General features: G+C 42.8%; 16 protein-coding genes. 10 read left to right on the top strand and 6 right to left on the bottom strand.

Annotated features, from left to right (window positions below):
- Window positions 1–107: 107 nt before the first annotated feature.
- The 5 genes from AC4E8C_RS23255 (at window position 108) to AC4E8C_RS23235 (ending at window position 3365) form a co-directional block, all read left to right on the top strand.
- Window positions 108–293 carry a hypothetical protein gene (locus AC4E8C_RS23255; protein WP_490208993.1) on the top strand — a complete coding sequence of 62 codons (186 nt, stop codon included), beginning with the start codon at window positions 108–110 and terminating at the stop codon, window positions 291–293.
- Between the two features lie 151 nt (window positions 294–444).
- A complete protein-coding gene (locus AC4E8C_RS23250; protein ID WP_490208992.1) occupies window positions 445–789 on the top strand; it encodes a hypothetical protein in 345 nt (114 codons plus the stop codon).
- A gap of 34 nt (window positions 790–823) precedes the next feature.
- Window positions 824–1165 carry a hypothetical protein gene (locus tag AC4E8C_RS23245; protein ID WP_490208991.1) on the top strand — a complete coding sequence of 114 codons (342 nt, stop codon included), beginning with the start codon at window positions 824–826 and terminating at the stop codon, window positions 1163–1165.
- Window positions 1166–1281: 116 nt separating this feature from the next.
- Window positions 1282–2502: an aminopeptidase gene (locus tag AC4E8C_RS23240; RefSeq protein ID WP_490208990.1), complete on the top strand. Its 1221-nt coding sequence runs from the start codon at window positions 1282–1284 to the stop codon at window positions 2500–2502.
- Window positions 2503–2885: 383 nt separating this feature from the next.
- On the top strand, window positions 2886–3365 hold the full coding sequence (locus tag AC4E8C_RS23235) for an HIT family protein (protein WP_490208989.1): 480 nt from the start codon (window positions 2886–2888) through the stop codon (window positions 3363–3365).
- 51 nt (window positions 3366–3416) lie between these two features.
- Here AC4E8C_RS23235 and AC4E8C_RS23230 read toward each other — a convergent pair whose 3' ends face one another.
- A complete protein-coding gene (locus tag AC4E8C_RS23230; protein ID WP_490212638.1) occupies window positions 3417–6416 on the bottom strand; it encodes a DEAD/DEAH box helicase in 3000 nt (999 codons plus the stop codon).
- 309 nt (window positions 6417–6725) lie between these two features.
- Window positions 6726–8357: an SWIM zinc finger family protein gene (locus tag AC4E8C_RS23225; RefSeq protein WP_490208988.1), complete on the bottom strand. Its 1632-nt coding sequence runs from the start codon at window positions 8355–8357 to the stop codon at window positions 6726–6728.
- A 291-nt stretch (window positions 8358–8648) separates the two neighbouring features.
- On the opposite strand from AC4E8C_RS23225, the gene AC4E8C_RS23220 reads away from it, so the two are divergent.
- Both AC4E8C_RS23220 and AC4E8C_RS23215 read left to right on the top strand, forming a co-directional pair.
- Complete coding sequence (locus AC4E8C_RS23220; protein WP_490208987.1) at window positions 8649–9107, top strand: VOC family protein; 459 nt, start codon at window positions 8649–8651, stop codon at window positions 9105–9107.
- Between the two features lie 81 nt (window positions 9108–9188).
- On the top strand, window positions 9189–10949 hold the full coding sequence (locus AC4E8C_RS23215) for an Ig-like domain-containing protein (protein ID WP_490208986.1): 1761 nt from the start codon (window positions 9189–9191) through the stop codon (window positions 10947–10949).
- A gap of 328 nt (window positions 10950–11277) precedes the next feature.
- On the opposite strand, the gene AC4E8C_RS23210 is transcribed toward AC4E8C_RS23215, so the two are convergent.
- The 3 genes from AC4E8C_RS23210 to AC4E8C_RS23200 all read right to left on the bottom strand — a co-directional run bounded on the left by AC4E8C_RS23210 (window position 11278) and on the right by AC4E8C_RS23200 (window position 13874).
- The gene (locus AC4E8C_RS23210; protein ID WP_490212637.1) at window positions 11278–12312 is read right to left on the bottom strand and encodes a hypothetical protein; all 1035 of its coding nucleotides are present in this window, start codon (window positions 12310–12312) and stop codon (window positions 11278–11280) included.
- Window positions 12313–12630: 318 nt separating this feature from the next.
- Window positions 12631–12759, bottom strand: coding sequence for a hypothetical protein (locus tag AC4E8C_RS23205; RefSeq protein WP_490208985.1), 129 nt, complete (start codon window positions 12757–12759; stop codon window positions 12631–12633).
- A gap of 113 nt (window positions 12760–12872) precedes the next feature.
- The gene (locus AC4E8C_RS23200) at window positions 12873–13874 is read right to left on the bottom strand and encodes a peptidoglycan endopeptidase (protein ID WP_490208984.1); all 1002 of its coding nucleotides are present in this window, start codon (window positions 13872–13874) and stop codon (window positions 12873–12875) included.
- 285 nt (window positions 13875–14159) lie between these two features.
- Here AC4E8C_RS23200 and AC4E8C_RS23195 point away from each other — a divergent pair, with 285 nt between their 5' ends.
- The 3 genes from AC4E8C_RS23195 to AC4E8C_RS23185 all read left to right on the top strand — a co-directional run bounded on the left by AC4E8C_RS23195 (window position 14160) and on the right by AC4E8C_RS23185 (window position 21711).
- Window positions 14160–20675, top strand: coding sequence for a SpaA isopeptide-forming pilin-related protein (locus AC4E8C_RS23195; protein ID WP_490208983.1), 6516 nt, complete (start codon window positions 14160–14162; stop codon window positions 20673–20675).
- Between the two features lie 87 nt (window positions 20676–20762).
- Window positions 20763–21119, top strand: coding sequence for a hypothetical protein (locus AC4E8C_RS23190; protein ID WP_490208982.1), 357 nt, complete (start codon window positions 20763–20765; stop codon window positions 21117–21119).
- A gap of 46 nt (window positions 21120–21165) precedes the next feature.
- Window positions 21166–21711 (top strand): serine O-acetyltransferase, encoded by a 546-nt coding sequence (locus AC4E8C_RS23185; RefSeq protein ID WP_490208981.1) that lies wholly within the window; start codon window positions 21166–21168, stop codon window positions 21709–21711.
- Between the two features lie 242 nt (window positions 21712–21953).
- Here AC4E8C_RS23185 and AC4E8C_RS23180 read toward each other — a convergent pair whose 3' ends face one another.
- Window positions 21954–23165: an O-antigen ligase family protein gene (locus AC4E8C_RS23180; RefSeq protein WP_490208980.1), complete on the bottom strand. Its 1212-nt coding sequence runs from the start codon at window positions 23163–23165 to the stop codon at window positions 21954–21956.
- Window position 23166: the final 1 nt, after the last annotated feature.

Below are 23166 nucleotides of genomic sequence, written 5' to 3'. Positions count from 1 at the left end.
CTATAGGGCCAGGTTAGTGAAATAGTATGCAGGAATAAATAGGAAATTGTCGAACAAGTAGATTCAATATATATACAGAATTGTTTTAAATTTAGGAGGGAGATATTATGATTGCACTGGGATATATAGTACCAACTATAATAGCAATTTTCTTCGTTGGATTTTTCGCACCATTAGTTGGAATTATAGTTGGGTTTTTTATTCATATCATTGTATTGCTAATAAGAATTTCAAAAAAGTTAGACAAACTTTTGGAGGTAGATAGTGAAAATGTAAGATCGCGAAATTCCTAACTTAAAGTAACGGGTGCGAGAGTTAAACAAAGGGGTGCTGCGGCAGCTCTTTTTATTGTTTCAAAAAGGAATATTAAAAATATAATATTTCAAATATAATAAAAACAAGAATATAGAAAATATATCCATATTTAGGACGAGGAGTTTTTGAATGAATCAGTTAGAGAGGGTTTTTGACTTAATAATAGGGATTGGATTTAATGCGTTAATAATTTTGGTTTTATTAAGTCTTAAGGGTAAAATCGACCTCCAAAAAAAGCGGTTATCCATATTAAGTCTAATTTCAACTATTATTTTCGCTATTATTCCAACAATTGGTTATCGAGCTGATAAAGATTCAAGTTCTTATTACTTTGGCTTTCCAGCTGATGGCTTTGTTTATCGTGATGGAGGGGATTTAACAATTGCTTCGTTAGGACTTTCATTTAACTTTTTCTTCTTTTATTGGATATTTAAACTTATATGGAAAATTTGGAAACCACGATCCGTACAGTAATAATTACATGGCTTTTCTTAAGAGGGGGAGACACTTGAAAAAAGGAAAAATAGTAATGGGGGTTGGCGCACTCTTAACGGCGGTAGGAGTATATATTCAAACTTCTTTATCACCTCATTGGTTTATTATCGGCACAATTATTGCTTTATTTGGATGCATTATAGTAGGAATTAGTTTATATCTGCCTAAGTCTAATGGGGGTGCAGGAATAAAATTTAAAATAATCAATGTCTTGGGCTGGGTAATTATTATACCCTGGTGCATAAGTGTGTACTTTTTTAAAGAAGAACTTTCTATTATTACGACTGGGTTGGGTGGACTTATTTGTCTGATGATGGGATCGGGGTTAATAATTTATAAAGGTAAGAAAGGATAGACAAAAATTAAATCATTATGTATATGATACTTAGTTTTCAAGTATCGGCTTAAGAGTGTAAAATACAATTTTCCAAAACAACTCATGATAAAATAACGATAAATGGAGGGATATTTTTGAAAACGTTTGAGGAAAAATTAAAAAGCTATGCAGAATTGGTTGTAAAAGTGGGATTAAACGTTCAACCGAACCAAATCCTTTATGTAAGAGCTAGTGTGGATGTGATTCCATTTGCTAGAGCTGTCGCCCACGAGGCTTACAATGCAGGTGCAAAAAATGTGTATGTGGACTATATTGATCCTGAAATCACACTCTCACGCTATTTGAGAGCATCAGACGATGTATTCACAGAGTTTCCTGAATGGGAGCGAATTCAACGTGAGAAGTTGATTGATAAAGATGCGGCATTTTTATTTATCGTTTCCGACGATCCGGATTTATTGTCCCAAGCTGATCCAAATCGGATTGCGAATTACCAAAAAGTAAGCGGTGAAGCCATGGTAAAATGGCGAGAACAGCATGATGATGTTAGTTGGGTCATCTGTGCAGCTCCAAGTCAAGCCTGGGCAGATAAGGTTTTTACAGGCGAAACGAATAGCTTGGACAAACTTTGGGATGCCATCTTCAGTTCAGTACGTGTAGGCGAAGTTGAACCTGTAAAGGCATGGAAAGATCATATTGGAAACTTGCACCAAAAGGCAACTTATTTAAATGAAAAGAAATATAAGAAGTTACATTACAAAGCTGAAGGCACTGATTTAACGATTGAGCTTCATCCCCTACATCTATGGAGAAGTGGTGGAACCCAAAATCGACATGGTGTTCCATTTGTTGCGAATATGCCAACTGAGGAAGTCTTCACTTCGCCATTACGTTCAGGTGTTAATGGTTTCGTTTCGAGTAAAAAACCACTTAGCTATGCAGGTAATTTAATTGATGAGTTCAAATTAACTTTTGAGAATGGTCGAATTGTTGAAATTACAGCTAAGAAGGGGGAAGAAGTATTAAAGAACCTAGTAGAAACAGATGAAGGCTCCTATTATCTTGGTGAAATAGCCCTGGTTCCACATGACTCACCTATTTCTAACACAAACGTACTTTTCCTAAATACATTATTTGATGAAAATGCTGCAAACCATTTAGCATTAGGATTCGGTTTCCCTAACTGTATTGAAGCTGGAGAGAAAATGACGAAGGAGCAACATGAGGAAGTAGAACTTAATTCGAGTATAACTCATGTTGATTTCATGATAGGCTGTGCGGATATGGATATTGATGGTGAATTACCTGATGGTACACGTGAGCCAATCTTCCGTAAAGGGAATTGGGCTTTCTAATTGATTTTGTAGAAGAAGTAATCTTTTGTTAAATGAAGATATACCTCCTTAAGGTAAAAAGGAAGAATAAGATGACAAGAAAAGGCTTGATTTTATCAACTCTTTGTTAGCAAGAATAGGTATTTCAAAGATTGTTAAAGCGTAATTTCTAGGTGCTTTTGTCTAAATGGGCTTTTCCAGCATAACGGGAAAGTCTTTTTTTTTCAATGAACAGGTGAATCTTCGATTAAGTGATGAGTGTCATTTTAATAAAAACAAGTTTGTGAAGTAATGTAATTAAACTAATGGGAGCAAGAGTTAAGATAGAAATCGTTGAGTTTAAGTAAAAGATTTATAATTATTTATAGAAATAGCAAATAGCAAATTTTGGGGGGAGAGATGAAATGAAAACATTCTTAAATGAAGATTGGAAAAAGGATAGAATTGCATCTGCAAATCGTGGAGAAAATCCAATGGTTATCGCAAAAATGAAAAGTGGCTTTGCGGTTATCGGTGATACTCAATTTCTTCCAGGATATTGTGTTCTTTTGCCATTAGTTAAAGTTAGCACATTGAACGACCTCGAGTTTAAGCAAAGATCCGAATATCTTTTGGATATGAGTTTAATTGGAGACGCAATACAAGAAGTATGTAATCCTAGAAAAATAAACTATTCTATTTATGGAAACACGGATGCTTTTTTACATGCCCATATATTTCCTAGATATGAATGGGAATCAGAAGAGAGAAAACCCAAACCAGTTTGGTTATATTCACCTGATCATTGGACTGATAGTAAGTTCCAATATACCGATGAGAAACACTTAGAAATAAAAGAAAAACTCACTAAAAAACTAAATACATTAATGCAGGATGCCTATTAAACATTGATTTATTAAAGCACGCGGAGAAAATTTCTCCACGTGCTTTTTACTTTATCCGAGATAAACGAGATCCTTTAGCTCATCGGTCGATAGTTCGGTGAGCCAGTTTTCACTGGTGATAATTTGGTCATTCAGGAATTGTTTCTTCTCGAGCATGGCATCGATTTTTTCTTCCAATGTCCCCGTACAAATCAGCTTGTGCACGTGAACGAACCTTGATTGCCCAATCCGGTAGGCCCGGTCTGTTGCCTGGTTCTCAACTGCTGGATTCCACCAGCGGTCGTAGTGGATGACGTGATTCGCAGCGGTCAGATTCAACCCTGTACCGCCAGCCTTCAAGGACAGCAGGAACACAGGGAACTCCTGATTCTGGAACCGTTCAATCATATGGTCACGCTGTGCCTTTGGCACACTTCCATTCAAGAACGGGACTTCGATGCCAAACTTCTTCTTCAGCGTCGTCCGAATCATTTCACCCATTTCGATGTATTGCGTGAAAATCAAACAGCTTTCGTTTTGATCCAAAACAGCATCGACCAATTCAACGAGCTTTTCCATTTTGTTGGAGCGGTCAAGAAGCTCGCGGCCGACAGCCTTTTCCTTTAAATAAAGGGCAGGGTGATTGCAGAGCTGCTTCAAGCGGCTTAGCATCTGTAATACTAATCCCTTTCGCTCAAATCCGGTCAGCTTCTCAATCTGTTCAAAAGTATCGTGAATCAGCTGCTCATATAGAGATGCTTGCTCGGTGGTGAGCGGGATATACTCTTTTTGCTCGAGCTTGTCAGGAAGATTCAGGGCGACCTCTTCATCCTTTTTCGTCCGTCTTAGGAGGAAGGGTCGGATCAACGATTGGAGCTGCTGAACCTTTTCCTTTTTCTCATCCTTTTCAATCGGGATGACGAACTTCTTCTGGAATTGCCCTAAGCTGCCAAGATAACCGTGATTGGTAAAATCAAAAATCGACCACAGTTCGGAAAGGCGATTTTCCATCGGCGTTCCCGTCAAAGCGATGTGGTGGCGGCCGCGCAGCCGTCTTACTGCCTTCGATTGCTTCGTTTGCGCGTTCTTAATGTTTTGCGCCTCATCAATCGCGATCGAACTCCACAGCTGTGACTCGAATTCCTCGGAATCGAGGTGGCTCAAGCCATACGAAGTGAGCACCACGTCCGCATCCTGGACCCTTTCGGTGAAGGCCTCCGCCTTGAGGCGGTTCGACCCATAATGCAGATACACCTGCATCTCAGGCGCAAACCGCTCCAGCTCCTTCTGCCAGTTCCCCAGCACCGAAGTCGGGCAGATAATCAATGCAGCTTTCGTTGGAACCTGTTCCTTCGAAGTGTCTGCCTTTGGCTCCTTTTTCCTCTTCTTAACAGGGGAAATAGCCGCCATTTCCCCTCCCTTAGTGACTGCAGCCTTTTCTCCTTCAGCGGTAGTAGAAATGGTGTCAGGCACCATTTCTACGTCTTTCACCTTTAATAGGTAGGAAATGAGTTGGACGGTTTTGCCGAGGCCCATGTCGTCGGCGAGGACGGCACCAAAGCCATATTGGCGCAGGAACCAGAGCCAGCTCATGCCGAGCTGCTGGTAGGGACGGAGTTCGCCTTGTAACCCTTCTGGAACCTGTTCGAGCGGAATATCATGGATTTCTGATAGCTGATTGACCATCTGCTTCCATTGCCGGTTCAGCTCAATTTGGATCTTGGCGAACGCCTTTGGATTTTCCAACTCGTCTTCTGTCGCTTCCGCATCGCCCAGCTCTTGCTCCAGCAAATCACGAACATGCAAACCCTCTTTTTCGGCACGCTTCATCAAATCCTGAATTTGTCGAATAAACTGCGGATCGAGCTTAACCCAGCGGCCGCGGATATAGACAAGCCTGCGCTTTTCTTCGACAAGCTTCCCAAATTCCTCTTCGGACAAATCTACCCCGTTCATCGAAAAACGCCAGTTGAAATCAAGCATGGCCTGCAGTCCAACGAATGATGGACGGTGACTCGATGTGCCTTTCAGTGATGCTTTCACCTTCAAATTGGCATTCTTCATCGCTTGCCACCATGAAGGGAGCAGGATTTCGACATCGAGTGCCACCAACGTTTCGCTAGCCTCGGTTAAAAACATCCATGCTTCTTCCTCAGTAAGATGGGTTTTAATGAAACCATCTTCCTCCAGCCACGGAATCAGCCGCGCCCAGCGTCCACGTTCTCGGTCAACCTTTTCTAAAAATGGCTGCCACTTGGCGGGAATCTTCTTCGTTCCTTCTATATCAACAATCTCATCGATGTTTTTCTTTCCGCGCAAAAAGACATCGAGTGTCCAGGCACCTTCACCGTTAATCGGTTCATCTAAGCGCAAGCCAATTGTAAATGGCGTGTCGTTTTCCTTAATGCCAACCCACTCCAGCCAGCTCTCTTCATCAAAATAACGGGCTAACTCACCACCCGAGATATTTTGCTTTCTCAATAAATCGAGCTTTGGTCCGAACAATTCCTTCATTGCAGAGTTTCTCGTTAAATACGAATCAAGGGCACTATTAAATAAATCAATGATGTAGGTTTTGGTTGTTACAGGTTCTTTGTCTAAAGGTTCAACTTCGACTTCACTCGGAGCAAAGTCATCGCTCACTTCTTGCTCCCAAAAAGACGGATCAAATTCCTCTTTCACGCGTTCAGGCAGCTTCCAGCGGAATTCGCCATGCTCCCATACAGAAAAGTCCGGGAGCCAGTCTTTCTCCTGAATCCCTTCGTAAAGAGAAAAAGCCGCAGCGAGACAAATCTCGGATTGCTCATTCCAATCCCATTCAATAAATCGATTAAATGATTCCTTTGCAAAAAGAGACACGAGCTGCCAGCCGCTGACAACGATTCCTTCGACATCATTCACCGTTTCGGTCTCCAGAAGCGTGCCAAAAAAGCTCTCTTCATGGTTGCTAAAAACGAGGTTCTTCCATCTGAACGGATTCATAAAAGACCCATTTTGGTCCTTAGCCGTCAGAAGAAAGCGGCCATCATCTAATTTAGTTGTCACCAATTTCATAAACCTTGTTTTCAGCATCATCCAACGTGCTCCTTTAACTCGAGCTGCTTGCCAACATCCCAGCCGCAGCCCTTTGGTATAAATAAAAATATAAATATATGTACATTATAGTGGTGCCTGACACCATTGCCACTACCAAGATAGAAGAAATGGTGCCTGACACCATGCTTTTAATTTCCAGAAAATGTCTTTTAGCACAAAACCCTTCAAAAATAGCACAAAACTATTTGAAAATGGCACAAAACCTTTTGATAAAGACACAAAACTTTTAAGAAATGGCACAAAAACCCAAAGAGAGAGCCCAACCCCTCCCAAAAAGGGTATCTTTTAAAGCTCGATCAATTTACTCCGCCGGCACTCTTCATGAAACGCCCGCAGTCTCCTGGTGCGGTCCAACAAGGTTTCGAAGAAGTACTCCCAGTCGTCGACGCGCTTTAACTTTTTATACAACGTCCGCAGCTTCTTCAAATGCCGCACCGCTAATCGGTAACTGGACCGGTTCTTTTGGTCAATCTCACGCTGGGCGGTCTGGTGCAGCATCCCCAGCAACACTTCTGGCCGCTCTTTCTCGATCACCTTCAAGCGGTCTTTTGGCAAATCATAAAAGTCCAAGCCGACAAACGCCTGGAGCTCGCTCCAGCGGTCATACTGGCCGCGCTCAAACAGCAAATACTCATAATCCGCAAAACTATACGGAAGCATCGCAAGCAGCCCACGCTCGTATAACTCGACCCGGTCATTTTCCGCACAATAGGCAGCCACCGCCCGCAGTGCCGTCCGCGAGAAGCCCGTCCTGCTATGATAGCCTGGCAGCGACTCCAAGTAATCCTTCACTTTTGTCAAAAACAACTCAATCATCGGCCCGACGCGCTTCCACGCCTTCAAGCCTGACAAATACTCAATCCAATACACCAAATAGGGCGCAATTTCTTCAGCGGTAAATTGCCCAATCAGCTTCATGGCCTTCTCATCATCGCCAATCAGCACATTGAGATGAACCGCTGCCACCATCAGCGCAAGCGGATTCTGCCAATCCTGGAGCCCTTTCAGCGCCGCCTGAATCTTCACTAACTCAGCCTCACGCCAAGCCTTCTTTTTGAAAAATTGGAGCCATAACAGCCGGTACAAGTAAATCCGTTCATATTCTAACCCGCTCGCGCACGTCAATAAATCAAAGGCATCGTCCTTCAGCCGGTCAATAAATTCATCAAAGGCAAACGGCAGTGATTGAACGCCAATCTTAACCCCGAGATCCTCGGCATCATCGAGCATATTCTGGAACAGGTGCTGATACGCACGCCTGACTGTGTCTTGGTCATGACTAAGCTGCTCACTGAGGGCGGCCAATTTCCGAAACGACACCACGATGGCAATTAATTCATACAACAGGCGCCATTCCTGCTCGACCGGGGCACTCGCGTGAACCCGACGTTCATAAATCCCAAACAGCTCCGGAATCACATACGGGCTAGTGTACTTTTTCGAGGTCAGCAGCGTATCGAAACTTACCTCAAACGAATGCACCCAGCGGCTGTAGTCCGGCTGCAGCACGCCGTTCGCTTTAATCAAATCCCGCGCCGTCTGCATCCCCCAGCCAGTCATCTCCTTCTGTTCGCGAATCGGCTCGCGCCACGCCGTCACCCATTCAGCGACACTGCCAACCTTCGCGTACGCCGCGAAAAAGGTCGCCATCTGATGGCGGCAAAAGCCCTCACCCGGGCACGAACAACTGCTCATGGAGAAAAATTCAAAATCGAGCGACACATAGCAGGGTGTCACGTCCTGAACGGTCGAGGTGATTTTATGATGAAATACTTGCAATTGCTTAACCAGCCCTTGTCGGTAGAGCATTAATCCTTTTTGGACCAGCTTCGCATCGTCCGCCACAGTTGGCTGCAGCAGCTCCCCGACTTCCGCCGAAAGCACTTCTATCTGTTCATTAGCAGGTGTTGACTCCAAGTCGCAACCCCCTTTTTTATAAAATAAGAATTTATAAGTTAATTTTGAGAAATGTCCAGCTCCACACCCAGCACCCAGTTCCCTACAATAAGTCCAAGCGCTCCAGGCATACGCCGCTGGACAGGGCGCTTCCGCTTTCCTATAAAAAATCCATATTCCATTATTATAACCAAAAAAACGCAATTAGAGGAGGGGGCGGCTTGGATTTTCAAAACTAGAGGGTATTTTAAATGAAAAGTTTACTGTAAAATATTTGAAAAAAGATAAAATAACAAAAAAGGGGATGAGAAAATGAAAGCAGCAAAACTATATGAGACACATGTGAACACAAAGAATTTAGAGCAAGCCATCGAATTCTATCAATCACTTGAACTTGAAGTTGCCTATATACTCAATGAAAGAAGAGTGGCCTTTTTCTGGCTGGGCGACCCCGAGGCCAAAGAGCAAATGCTAGGCGTTTGGGAAGTTCCGGCCGAGCAATTTGTGCCGAAGCACTTTGCCTTTGGCGTTTCCATGGAGCAACTCCTAGAGGTACCTTCTTACTTAGAAAAGAGGGACATCGAACTGCGTCCGTCGTTTGGCCTGGACACCTCCGAACCAATCGTGCATGCCTGGATGCCGGCCGCCTCCTACTATTTCTATGACCCTGACGGCAACTCTCTCGAATATATCACCGTCCTTAAAGGCGAGGCAAAACCTGAACTCGGAGCCATCCACTTGAGCGAGTGGAAGCAGCAGCAAAACAAGTAATAATTTCTAAAAAACAAATACCAATAAACCGCTTTCCTTGCTAAAATAGAGAAAATTACTAGATTGAGGGGGAACATGCGGTTGGGGAAGAAAATAATCGCAGCTTTACTAAGTTTACTATTGTTTCTACCGAGCACAGGCTTCGCAAACACGGAGGGCACAGCAACTGAACCAGTCACACCAGTGATAGAAAGTGCCACCATTTCAACAGGTACAGCCAATGCCGGTGATGTCATCACGATTACGGCAAAACTTAACTCACCTGATTATGGGATCAAAAAAGTCCAAGCCCATCTAACGGGTGCAACCGACAAAAGAGTCGACTTAACCTATAACAGTACAGACGACACATGGAGCGGCACCTATAAAATAAAGGAATATGACCATCAGGGGAAATGGAACGTTAACTTTTATGTCTATGGCCAGGACTACTGGTGGTACCGCAATACGGACCAATTCATTACAGTCACAAATCCGAATGAAGACCTCATTAAGCCGGTCGTTAGCAGCATCAACATCGAACCGCAAACCGTGAAAGCGGGGGAGAAGTTTACAGTAACAGTCAAAGCGGCCGATAATGTCGGCATCGAGGCCATTAAGGCCGATTTCCTGATGCCAAATGGCTGGACAAAAGTGGGCCAGCCACTCACCTATGACAGGCAAAAGGACGAATGGGTCATGGTCTATCAATTTGAAGGCAATACCGACCCGGGCAATTGGCAGCTCAAATTAAACCTAACCGATTTAGCGAATAACCAGACGACGGCCACAAAGGATTTTGAACTGATTAATGAGATGGCCGATTACACACCGCCGACAGTGGAGAATATCACCATCAGCAAGCAGGCCGTCAACATCGGCGATACACTGAAGGTGACGGCGAAGATTATCGATGATAAATCCGGGGTGAATACCGCCACACTGCGCCTGTGTGCAGCAGCGAATTGTTATCAATCCGAGCTCGCACTCAATACGGCAACAGGACTGTGGGAGACGAATTTTTATGTTTATGATTTCATGGAAGCAGGGACCTATCGCGTTGATCTCCAAGTCTACGACAAGGCCGACAATTTAATCTATCCAAAAATTGATCAAGTGGTTCAGATTCTTTTTCCAAAACCACAGGTGAATAAACTAACTGACAAAGACACAAAAGTGACCGGTAAGTCCAAAGCAGGCGCGAAAATAGAAGTGAAGGCAGGGGACGCGGTCATCGGCACCGCCATAGCCGGCACGGACGGCAACTTTGCGGTCACCCTCACGGCAGCCCAGAAAGCAGGAACTCAATTAGCCGTGACCGCTAGCGACGACCTCGGAAACACCAGTGAGCCAACAATCGTGACGGTTGTCAAAACGACGGGCTGGCTGACAGAGGATGGCAAACGCTACTACTATGATCCCGCCACCTTCCAGCTGCAAACAGGCTGGTTTAAGCTGGGAACCGTTTGGTACTATTCCAACAACACCGGTGTCATGCAAACAGGCTGGCTCAAATCAGGCACCAAGTGGTATTACCTCAACAGCAACGGGGCCATGGCCACGGGCTGGGCAAAGGTCGGCGCGACATGGTACTATCTCGATGGTAGCGGCGTCATGCAAACAGGCTGGTTAAAGAGCGGGACCCAATGGTATTACCTGACCACGAGCGGCGCAATGGCCACAGGCTGGGCAAAAGTCGGCACCAAATGGTACTACTTCGAAAGCGGCGGCACCATGCGCACCGGCTGGCTAAAGGAAGGCACACGTTGGTATTACCTAAACGCGAGCGGCGCCATGGTCTCCGGCTGGGCCAAAATCGCCGGTAAATCCTATTACTTCTACAGCACCGGCGTCCTACGCTAGTGCAGAACTCCCTTGGGCACAAGCTCAAGGGAGTTTTTTTGTAAAAAAAGTAATTTTGGAGGGGGGAGAGCCCCTTTTCAAACGTACTTTCCGCTAGAGGTCCGTTCCGTTATTGGATAGAGAGCCAATTTTAAGGCAGTTTCCTTTCAGGAGAGTCCCTTTATAAAGGACATATCTAAGTTTACTTTCCACTTTCAGGTTTTTACTTTCCAGTTTAGAAGATTTACTTTCCGCTTTCGACAATTACTGTCCACTTTAGAGGATTTACTTTCCGCCCTTAAATGAAAAAGCCAGTCCCCGCACTTCAGGGGACTGGCCAACTAACAAATCAATTATACTCATAATCGTGACGATAGGAACTATAGTGATGGAATTTATGGGAAGCGTCGAAGTAGTCGATGGAGACCTGGAAGGCCTTTTGGTCAGCATTCCAAAAAGCCAATAGAACAACATCTGTCAGCCCCTTTGCTAGATCTTCTGCACCGACGTCTTCATTAGTAAACTTCACCGGCTGATACTCTCCAGTAAAAGCCACCTTCAGGGTGTACAGCCAATACTTGTCGCCTTCAATCCCGACCAAATCGTGATAATCCGCACCCAATATAGCCAACAAATCCTCTTGGCTGATTCCAACATCAATTGCCTTCTTCAACTGTTCAGCCACCGAAACAATCGTAGCACTTCCGGCATTGGTCATCCGGCCATCTTCCATTAAATAATACCCATCGGCAAAATTCTGGCGGAACATGACGCCATTCCATTCGCCAAAGTAATACCAATTCCCTGAGATAGAACGCCACTTAGTCGCCATAGCACCGCTTGGATCGAGGTAATACTTACTATTTCCTTGCTCCAGCCAGCCTGTCCTCATGGTGCCTGAGTTGTTTAAATAATACCAGGTGCCTGACACATGGACCCAGCCGGTCTTCATCATCCCGCTCTTGTCGAGGTAATACCAACTGCCGCCGTCCTGCATCCAGCCGGTCTTCATCGCTCCACTCTTGTCGAGGTAATACCATTGGCCGCTGTCCTTCACCCAGCCAGTCTTCATGGCGCCGCTCTTGTCAAAGTAATACCAGGTGCCTGACACCTTCACCCAGCCCGTTTTCATCGCCCCTGACTGAACCATGAAATACCACTTTCCATCCGCAAGCACCCAGCCGGTCTTCATCGCGCCTTTGTTATCAAGGTAATACCAATGGCCGCCATCCTGGACCCAGCCGGTCTTCATTACACCATGATTATAATAATGCCAATTTCCACCCGTGAGTGTCCAACCCGTTGTAGCGGCAGCCGCCGTACCAGCACCTGAATACCCTAGCAGAATCCCCACACCCAGAAGCACAATCAAAGCTCTTCTCATTATTAACAATCGAATTCACCTCACAGTTTTAATAGCTAGTTATATATTAAATTAAGGCTAACTCTATGTATTTCCTTCAAAAATCATTAGACAATATATGCATCCCCTAATTTTGCTAGAATCAAACAAAAAAGGGCTTATTTCAGCAAAAAAATAGCATAGGAATCATCTGAAAACTGGTAATTTATGTCTAATAGCACAAAACTAGTTCATTTTGGCACAAAACTATAAAAAAATAGCACAAAACAAAATGAATTTGGCACAAAACCACATGAATTTAGCACAAGACCACCTCAAGAAAAAAAAAAGAACCAGCCCTCAACTTGGGGATGGTTCAAATTCCATTTCATCTTGACTCATGGATTCAAATAAATGAGTAATATAGCTGTTCAACTCAAATCCCTCTTCATTAGCAAACTCTGATAATAGTAACTTGTTTTCCTTCATTTAAACCATCCTCCTCTAATAATAGGTTATATCTTAAGTATTGCCCTCCTACGACTCTTTTAAACATAAAAATAAAAAAAGCCAATCTCCATGAATCGGAAATTGGCAATCTGTTAATAAAATCGTTTAAACGCCGCAAAGTGGGCGGTATAGTAGGAGCTCTTTAAATTGGAAATCATAATGCCATGGGTTTCATCGGCGTGAATAAACTGGTTGTCGCCGAGGTAGATGCCCACGTGCGAAATGCCTTGTTTATATGTACCTTGAAAAAATACAAGATCGCCGGCTTGAGGCGTATTCACATAATAACTGCGGTCATAGTAACCTGCAGCGGAATAACGGCCGATTTTCGTGCCGGATTGATTAGCTGCATAATAAATGAACCCGCTGCAGTCAAATCCAGATAGGGAACTTCCGCCCCACACATATTTGATCCCCATTAAACTTTTTGCCACGGTAACAATGCTCGGGGTATTACTAGGCACCGGTGCGGCCGCAGCCTGACCCGTTACCTTCAATTTTTGTCCTACGTAAATCATATCTGAAGTCAAACTATTAGTTGTTTTCAACTGCTGAACAGTCATTCCGTATTTGACACCAATTTTACTCAAACTGTCGCCGCTGACCACCGTGTACACCGTCGTCGCCGCTGCTGGAGCAGGTGTTGAAACCACATGAGCCGCTGGCTGAGCTGGCTGCGGTGCCGTAACGGTCACCGTTTGTCCAGGTGCGGATACTTTAAGAACTTGTCCAGGATAAATCAGCGTACTCTTTAGGCTATTCCACTGCTGGAGTTCCCCTACAGTAATGCCATAGCGGTTGGCGATTTTAATCAAAGCATCACCGCTTACAACGGTATAGGTCGTTTGTTGGACAGCTTGAACCGTAGTTGTCGCTGGCTTAGTGGAAATTTGTAATGTTTGATTTTCATAGATTCGGTCCGATGTCAGACTATTTTCTGTCTTAATGGCAGCAACAGTCGTCTTATATTTTGTGGCAATTTTCGATAGGTTATCCCCTTTTTGAACCTTGTACGTGTCAGCAAGAGCCGAACTGGCAAAAAGCGTCGAAAACAGGGCCGTGGTTGATAGTGTGCGAGCAATAGTTTTATTCATTAAGATAGAATCACCTCATAATCTTTCATATTTTTATCTATTTTACCATAGTTTGCTATATTTTGAGGGGGAAAATTCGAAAATCGAAGAAATTGCCAGCAGCCAAGGACAAAAATATTGGTAATCTGACAAAAAAATCAAAAGTCTGTGAAAAAATACCCAAATTATTCAAAATTGATAGTATAATAAAGGTTGATTTTTGTAGGTCGAAATAATTAGAGAGAATCTCCTAATCGAACGGCATACGAAATAGATAAATTAGATACATAAAAATGGGGGAGTAACATGGTGTCGAAGAAAAAGAGACTTTTTTGGAAACGGGCAGTCTCGATTTTACTAGCTGTATTAATCGTCACGAGCGGTTTTATCCAGCCTGCATTTGCGCAAGATGCGGCAAATGTATCAGTAAATAGCGATGAATCGGCTCAATTGAACGGCGTTCAACCTACTGAGCCTCAGGCTATAGGGGAAACCCAGGAACCAAATGTGAGTGGTACGCTTACACAAAATGGCAAGGGAGTACCGGATGTCATATTTAGTGTTCATAACACTACAACCGATCAATGGTTTGATACAAAAACCGACCAAGACGGGAAGTTTACTTATCTATTAACAGATGGTGCCTATGAATTACAAGGGATATGGGTAGGCGCTGAGCAAAAATGGTATCCGCTGACGCAGAACTTCTCAGTAGCAGGCAGCAAACTAGAGGGTGCGGAATCACTTCTTATTAAACTTCCAGATACAATAGTTCCTCCGGTTGAAAATAAGAATGTGACCGGTGTTGTTAAAAAGGATGGCCAGCCATTAGCGAATATTACCTTTAGTATACATACGACAGATGGTACAAACCAATGGCATAATGCAACAACCAACGAACAAGGGGAATATAGCTTTACCGACCTTCCAGACGGCGAATACCAAGTAGACGGTATTTGGGTTGGTGCAGAGAATAAATGGTACGAGCTGGACCATAAAGTGTTTACCGTTGCAGGAACTGCAGAGGTAAATGTTGATGTGACCACTGTAAAGCCGCCGACATTATTCACGGTGAAAGGAACCGTTACAAAAAATGGTGTGGCACTATCGGGTGCTAGCTTTAGTATCCAATCTACAGGAGACCAGAAATGGTATGATGTAAAGTCTGATGAAAAAGGAAATTATAATTTCCAAGTTCCTGCAGGCGAATACAAGCTTGAAGGCGTGTGGGTTGCTTCAACAAATAAATGGTATGATTCAAAACAATCATTTACCGTTAACGAGAATATGGACTGGAATTTGTCCATTCAACTAGATGAAATTACAGGGTTAATTACAAAAGAAGAACAACCAGTTGCAAATGTTACGTTCAGTATTCATACAATTGGGGAGAACCCTAATTGGTATAATGTCAGTACAGATCAAGACGGAAAGTTTAGTCTGCCGGCATTAGCAGATGGTAACTATCAAGTAGATGGTGTATGGGTAGCAGCAGATGAAAAATGGTATCCACTAGGAAAATCCTTTACCATCAAAGACAGTAAGCTTGTCGGTGCATCAGAGCTTAATATCGAGTTATTGTCTTTCAATGTGAAAGGGACTTTAACAAAAGATGGGAAAGCTATTCAAGATGTATGGCTCAGTGTTCATACCACAAGCGGCCAAGAGGTTTGGTATAACACCCAAACAAAGGCGGACGGTTCGTTCCTGTTTAATATGCCGGATGGCGAGTATCAATTAGAAGGTGTATGGGTGGCATCCGAGGCAAAATGGTATGCTCAGCCAGTCCAATTCTCTGTAAAAGATCAACATTTAGTAGGGGATTCACTTTTAAAAATTGATTTAACAGAAAAAGAACCCAATATCAATGGGGTTGTCAGCAAGGGAACCACTCCAGTCGCAGGCGTATGGATCAGTACCCATACGGTTGGCGGGACAGAACAATGGTTTGATGGCCAAGCTGACGAAAACGGCCGCTTCCAATTAGACCTCCCAGATGGAACCTATCAAATTGAAGGCGTGTGGGTGGCTTCTGAAGAAAAATGGTATCCGTTAGTGAAGAAATTCTCTGTTCAAGATGGCGTCTTAGTCGGCGCAGACCAGCTGCAAATTGATTTGAAAGTACCTGAGAATAACGTAACAGGTGTAGTGTCAAAAGGAAACAGCAGCGTGGATGGTGTTACCATCAATGCGCATACAGTCAACGGAGAAGAAAAATGGTATAGTGCTAAAACGAATGAAAACGGCCAGTTCGGATTAAACCTTCCGGACGGCGATTACCAAGTAGAAGGCATTTGGGTTGCGGCCGAGCAAAAATGGTATTCATTAATGCTTACCTTCACGGTGGCAGATGGCCAGCTTCAAGGCCAAGAAGGATTAACGATTAATCTAGCACCAGAAGTACCACAAGGAAATGTCGCAGCGAAGTTAGTCGATGAAAATGGACCAATCGCCAATGCGAATGTCATCCTATACAATACGGATTCTGATGGTTTCAATAATTTTTATACGAATGACCAAGGTGAATTTACTGCTCAATTAGAAGATGGAAACTATTTTGTCGATTCCTACTGGATTGAGGATGAACAAACTTATTTAGATAAAGCGTTCAAAGTAGTAGATGGCCAGCTTTATGTGGATAATGTTCAAGCAAAAACCTTAAACATTGAAGTACCGCCAGTGACGTTCCAAGTTCAATTGGAGAGCAATGGTGCCTATGTTGAAGGGATTAATGTGAGTCAAAATATTGGTGATTATTATCGTGTCATGTATGTAACGCCAGATGTTGATGGTAACTATTCACTTCGTGTCAGCGATGGAAGTTACACCGTAGAAGGTTACTTTGGTAATGACGGATACCACGAGATTGGGGAAGCTATTCAAGTTGAGAATGGAACCACTAACCCAAGCCCATACGTGATAACGGTAAATGAAAGTGTACCGCCAACATGCAACGTGCAAGGGGTTGTTCAGGATGGAACTACACCCGTGAAGTTTGGCTCCATGACCATTGAGAATGCAAATGAGTATGGAGATGGGAATTCTGTCCAAATCGATGAACAAGGGAAATTTGCCTTGGATTTAGCTGATGGGGATTATGTTATCACTAATGTGTGGAGTGGCAATTTAGACAGTTACCCATATACAGCCTTCAGCGTGAAAGACGGACAGTTAGTTGTAAATGGCAGCCCGCAATCCACTTTAACAGTAGATGTAAAAGTAACAGTTAAGGGTACTGTAGTCGATCATGGAAAAGCAGTAGCGAATGCTGATATTGGTTACCTCATTTACGGTGGTAATTATAGCAGATGGGTAAATGCTTACACTGATGAAAACGGTGAATTCTCCTTACGATTAGGAGATGGAGAATATGAGATACGTTCGGTTGGATTACCAGGTAATGAAAGCCGAATCACAGTAAGTAGTTACTTTGATGTGAAAGATGGCCAATTAGTGGTTAATGGTACTTCACAAGAATCCCTAACACTTGAAATACCAGCCAATGATATTGCCGGTAAATTGGTAGATGAAAATGGAACACCAATTCCTGATAAGGATTTTGATATTACTCAATTAGTAGATGGAGAATACTCCGCAAGGTTTACAGCCACTACCGATGAGAATGGTGAATTCCATTTGCGCTATCCAGATGGCGATTATATTGTAAATGAAACATGGATTGGAGAAGAGAATCAGCAGACATTGCTGGATATTCCATTTAGTATTAAGGGCGGCAAACTGTTCGTGAATGGTGCCGAGCAGGACCAGTTAGTTCTCAAAATTCCACCAATAAATGTTGCAGGACAGCTCGTAGATGGTGACAATGTGTTAGCCGATGCGTGGCTGGAAATGTCAATGGAAAAAGAAAATAGTAGTTACGGTATTAGTTTCAGAACCGATGAAAATGGTCACTTTGAGGGCCGTCTTCCGGATGGAAGCTATCAAATCAATAATGTAAGTAATGACTGGATGTATCGTCAGCTTATGATTAAATTTAATGTGGTGGATGGACAACCAAGTATTGACTTCAGCCGTTTTGATATCAATATGATCTCCGGAAATGTAAGAGGTGTGATTTCTTCCGAATCGGGCGTTGTAGCAAATGCTGAAGTTGAAATTATGAATCAAACTACCTATGACTATACCAATGCAACAACCAATTCAAACGGTGAATTTGGACTGGATTTACCAGATGGTGATTACGAGGTTGAGCAGGTTTGGGTGGACGGAGAAGCAGTCCGAGTGAACAAAGCCTTCGCTGTTACAGATGGAGCGCTTTCTGTGGATGGCGTACAGGTTGATCGCTTGAACGTCAATCTTCCATCTATTAATTTCACAGGTCAATTAACTGATGGCGGAACACCAATTGCCAATGCGGAAATCGCCATCAGTGCTCGATTTGGTGACTATACATGGTATTATGATACAACAGATGAAAATGGACAGTTTAGTTTCCGTTTGCCTAATGGTCATTATTCCATTTTGGATTACAGATATTTTGATGGTAAAACCTATGTAACAAAGAAATTAAATCGTGAATTCGATATCATTAATGGAAAGTCTACTCCATCACCTTACAATATTGATGTCAGCGTCGTTCCGGATGTAACAGGAAATGTGAAAGGAACGGTTGTCGATGGTGCGGACAAACTCGCAGGTGCTGAAATTATTTTTAGGGATATAAATAATCCAGGGACTGGAACTTATAGTACGACCACCAATGAAAATGGAGAGTTTGGCCTTGATATGCCAGACGGCCATTATGTAGTAGATTGGTTAAGCACTGATAATTATCATGATGCGGTCAATTTAGAATTTACAGTCGAAAATGGACAGCTATTCGTAGACGGTGAAAAAGCTGACCAACTGATGGTTGCCATTCAGCCAATCACCGTAACAGGACAATTACTTGATGGTGAAACACCAGTTGCTTGGAATTCTGTTTATGTGGAGCAGACTGATGGTGGGAACCGGTCTTATGGCTATACGGATGAGGATGGTCAGTTCTCCTTACGCCTTGCGGATGGAAACTATGTAGCCGTTGAAGCAGGGGGAGGATCTGATACAGGTTCAATCATCCTTAATGTTCCATTTAGTGTGGTGGATGGCCAATTAGTACAAAATGGTGCAACCGGTGGTCAACTGGTTCTAACCCTGCCAACTAATACCTACAGAGGAACGGTTATGGAGGAAGGGCAGCCACTAGCCGGAAGATTGGACTTTAGTTATGCGAACGGTAGAAGAGGGTTCGGGACATATGTAGATGAAAACGGACATTTCTCTGTTCGTCTTGCAGATGGGGTTTATACGATTAACGGATTCTGGGGCGACAACGAAAATACCCATTTTGAAATCCAAGAGCTTAAATTTACCATTCAAGACGGTCAGCTATTCATTGATGGTGTACCAGCACAATCCCTTGATGTGAAAGTGTTAGAAGAAAGTTTTACGGGAACATTAATGGATGGTGACCAAGTATTAGCGAATACGCAAATAAATGTGTTGAATAACGAAACTGATCAATGGTATTACGATCAAACGGATGAAAACGGTCAGTTTTCTTTCAGACTGCCAGATGGCGATTACCATGTCGATCAAGTATGGTACAAAGAAAGTGAAAGTATTCAAATGAATGTTCCTTTTAGCATTCAAAACGGAAAGACCATCATGAATGGCGAAGAACAATCATCAGTCATTGTTTCCATTCCGGCTGAAACGCTAAAAGGGGTTGTCCTAGACAACGGTGTACCAGTTCTAAATGCACAACTGAATATCTTTAGGAAAAATATGAGCGAAGACGATGTCAGATACTATTATGCAGGTACTGATGATAATGGGCAGCTTTCAGCAAGACTACCTGACGGTGACTATGTCATTAAGCATATTTGGAATGAAGAAATGGATTTCCCATTAGATGTTCCATTTAGTATTGTGGATGGTGCCATTGTGGTAAATGGCAGCACTCAGAGTCAATTGGAAGTATCATTACCAAATCCAATCGAAGGTCAATATCTAGTCGATGGCAGCCCGGTCGAATATGGAAATATTTTGTTTGCTAGATTGGTAGATGGCGTTGAAGAAGATGAATTCCTTATTGATACAAATGAAGTTGGCCAGTTTACCCTACGTTTGCCAGATGGTCAATATAAAGCCATTGCATCTAATCTAAATGGGACTGGAGCCTATCTCGACGAAACGTTTGAAGTGGTAAATGGTCAGGTAGTAATGAATGGAAAAGAAGTAGCAACAATCACGATTAACGCACCAAAAGCGGTAATCTCTGCTAAAGTAGTGGATGAAGACGGCCTAGTGACAAATGCGGATATTAATATGGTTCGTGGTATTCCTTGTCAGGAATGCGGTGGATTCTCTCCGTCTATGATGACAGATGAGAATGGGGAAGCTTCGATAAGACTCGCTGATGGAACCTATACGGTGGCTGGCGTCTATACGGGTGATTATATCACCTTAAATATCCGCTTCACGGTGGAAAATGGTCAACTATTTGTTGACGGCGAGCAACAAGATCAGCTCTTGATCTCCATTCCTCCAGTTACCCTAAAGGGGTCAGTAGTGAATGGTTCAACCCCGCTCAGTTATGCGGAAATTCAATTTATTAACGTGGCAACAGAAGATGAATTCTGGACATATGCTGATGAGGATGGGAATATTGCAAGCAGATTAGCAGATGGGGACTATAAAATTCTTCGTGTCTTTGATCATTATGAGGGGAATTTCTATGAGCAAGTCAATCAAACCTTCTCAATCAAAGAGGGCCAAATCACTCCATCACCATTTACCATTGATGTAAGTGGGCTCTAGGATTAAAATGTAAATAGCAGTCAATCTTTATAAACAAGAGAAGGGCGAACCCCTTTTCTTGTTTATATTTTTGTAGGAGGATATAAAGTGAGAGCAACAAGTAAGTGGATTCTCGTTCTCATGCTGGCGGTTGCGTTAGTAGGATTAAGCGCCTGTACCGAAAAGGAAAACGCAGCAGAGAAAAAGACATTGGAAGTGAAAGACAGTGCGGCCAAAACAAAGCAAGACACCGCAGCAAAGCCTAAGAATGAAGAAAAAGCCGTCAGTGATTTAGTGTTAAAGGATACAAAAATCGTCAATATCATCAGTATTGGCAGACGAATCGATCAAAAGCAACCTGATCTAGGTCCTTTTTTTGTGGTGCTGGGCATGGATGAACGAGGCCAGAAAAGCGAAATTTGGATCAAAGATATGAAAATTTATGATATGGTGAAAGCGAATTAGTTTTATAGATAAGTCTCATGCAAAAAGACTAGGAAGGTTATCATAAATGAGCGACTTTGCCAAAGACTTTAAAAGAAATTATGGTCATTTTAAAGGAATAAACCGAGTATTGGTCTTCTTTTATTTTCCCGGAGTGTATGCCTGTTTGATTTATAGAATCCTTCATTCCCTTTATAAAAAAAATAAACTTCCATATAAGATTCTATACTGGTTATTATTCCTGTTCCTTTATGGACCGTTTAAATTTATCACAGGCGTGGAAATTCATCCCGAGGCAGAAATCAAAGGGGGGTTATCAATTCCCCATTGTACAAGCATCGTCATCGCCAAAAATGCAAAAATCGGTGAGAATTTTACCATTCATCAATGCTGTACAGTCGGTATGTCCTATAAAAACCTGAAATCTCCCGTGATTGGGGATAATGTCTTCCTAAGCTGTAATTCCTCGATTATTGGCGATATCGAGATAGGAAATCGGGTTCTGATCATGCCTAATAGCAGTGTTGCCAAGAATGTAGGGGACGGCCTCATTGTAGGGGGAGTACCTGCTAAGGTCATTAAAGAGAATCAGTATGATTTTTATCAGCATTAACATTTTGAGGGGTATGAGAGTTCATAAGCGGAGAATTTCCGGTTAATGAAGAGAGAAGAAGCGTAAGAATCAGGCATAAGCGGAGCTATTTCGATTAACTTGCCCGAATAAGCCAAAAGGCAAAGATTTGGAGCATATAAGCGGAAAAACTCCCTCTATTATAAAGGAATTATAGATAATTCCTAATTTAAACGGAAATTCTCCGTTTACTTTTCAAACAAGGCCAAAAAGATACGACTGGTTTAATAACCAGCCGTATTTTTTTTGGCCTTTATAGTATGGGTTCCATCCTTAAACAGGAGGAGTCCAACCATATGATAGAACACGATCGTAATGCCATTTCCAACTAAGCCAAACATGGCCTCGGTCATGCTAAATAAAGTAAAGGTGACGATGATGCTAAGCGGGAAAATAGCCAAAGGATCCTCCGTGTTTTGCAGGGCATACCGGAGGGCAAGCCCGATCATTAAGAGGAGAAAACACGATAGTAAAATCGCAGGGATCAGCCCGTAAACGCCGAGAATATTAATGATACTATTATGAGCCCCTTCAAAGAAACTTTGGAAGTAGTCTTCGCCATGACCAAACAATGACGCATCTTTGACCACGGTTTGCCAAGTCCCCATTCGTCCATTAAAAAGATTGCCTTGCTGATTAAAAGTAGAAAACTTCTCAAGCAGTCCATTCAAAAACATCTCTTTTAAGGGAGAAAACCAGCCAATACATCCAATTAGTAGGATCAATAAGAACGGCTTATAATTGCGTTTGGCCAGAATAAAATGAATGGAGATAATGAACGTGATGATGACAACAATGATAAACGATGTCCGGCTGGATGATAACATTACGCTGGTAAGTGCCAATACAATCGCCATAATAAGAAGCAGCATCGTAACTCTTCTTTTTTTCGCAAGGGTGATGAGAATAAAAAATCCTGATATAGCAGTGATGGCAGCTATTTGGCCGAATCCATTGGGATTGGCGGCAATCCCTGAATAGGGCAGAAACTCAACTCTAACGCTCACATAGGAAAGGAGAAGATAAAGCAGATTAGCCGCAAATAACGAAAGATGAATGACCGGACCGCTTATATTGCTTAAATAGGGCAGAACGGAAAAATAGATAAACGGAACAATCACTAAAAAGAACAGCCCTTGGATTGGAAATGATTGATGCAGCACTTCTGAAAAAACAACCGAAAGACTAAATAAAAACCAAATGATAAATAAATACATGGATAATAAGGAAGAAAAGCGAAAGAGCGTAAGACCATTTTTCCAAAAATAAATCAATACCATCACCACAAAAACGAATAGAATCAGAAGATACCTGGTTACGATCACTTGAGTGGATAAGGGCCGATATTGATTTCCTAATAGGACAAGAGAAGCCGAAAAGTATAGAATCGTAAATAAAATGAAGGCTAGTGTCGCTGAAAGTGGTTTTCTCTTCATG

It is taken from the genome of Neobacillus sp. SRL179 (assembly GCF_984799095.1).
The sequence above is the reverse complement of the archived record's forward strand: the minus strand, read 5'-3'. Positions and strand labels throughout refer to the sequence as shown.

What these genes read in the sequence shown, in the direction of transcription:
- AC4E8C_RS23220 (WP_490208987.1), top strand. Translation starts at nt 8,649, where the DNA reads ATGAAAGCAGCAAAACTATATGAGACACATGTGAACACAAAGAATTTA.
- AC4E8C_RS23185 (WP_490208981.1), top strand. Translation starts at nt 21,166, where the DNA reads ATGAGCGACTTTGCCAAAGACTTTAAAAGAAATTATGGTCATTTTAAA.
- AC4E8C_RS23210 (WP_490212637.1), bottom strand. Translation starts at nt 12,312, where the DNA reads ATGAGAAGAGCTTTGATTGTGCTTCTGGGTGTGGGGATTCTGCTAGGG.
- AC4E8C_RS23230 (WP_490212638.1), bottom strand. Translation starts at nt 6,416, where the DNA reads ATGCTGAAAACAAGGTTTATGAAATTGGTGACAACTAAATTAGATGAT.
- AC4E8C_RS23195 (WP_490208983.1), top strand. Translation starts at nt 14,160, where the DNA reads ATGGTGTCGAAGAAAAAGAGACTTTTTTGGAAACGGGCAGTCTCGATT.
- AC4E8C_RS23255 (WP_490208993.1), top strand. Translation starts at nt 108, where the DNA reads ATGATTGCACTGGGATATATAGTACCAACTATAATAGCAATTTTCTTC.
- AC4E8C_RS23250 (WP_490208992.1), top strand. Translation starts at nt 445, where the DNA reads ATGAATCAGTTAGAGAGGGTTTTTGACTTAATAATAGGGATTGGATTT.
- AC4E8C_RS23235 (WP_490208989.1), top strand. Translation starts at nt 2,886, where the DNA reads ATGAAAACATTCTTAAATGAAGATTGGAAAAAGGATAGAATTGCATCT.
- AC4E8C_RS23205 (WP_490208985.1), bottom strand. Translation starts at nt 12,759, where the DNA reads ATGAAGGAAAACAAGTTACTATTATCAGAGTTTGCTAATGAAGAGGGA.
- AC4E8C_RS23180 (WP_490208980.1), bottom strand. Translation starts at nt 23,165, where the DNA reads ATGAAGAGAAAACCACTTTCAGCGACACTAGCCTTCATTTTATTTACG.
- AC4E8C_RS23200 (WP_490208984.1), bottom strand. Translation starts at nt 13,874, where the DNA reads ATGAATAAAACTATTGCTCGCACACTATCAACCACGGCCCTGTTTTCG.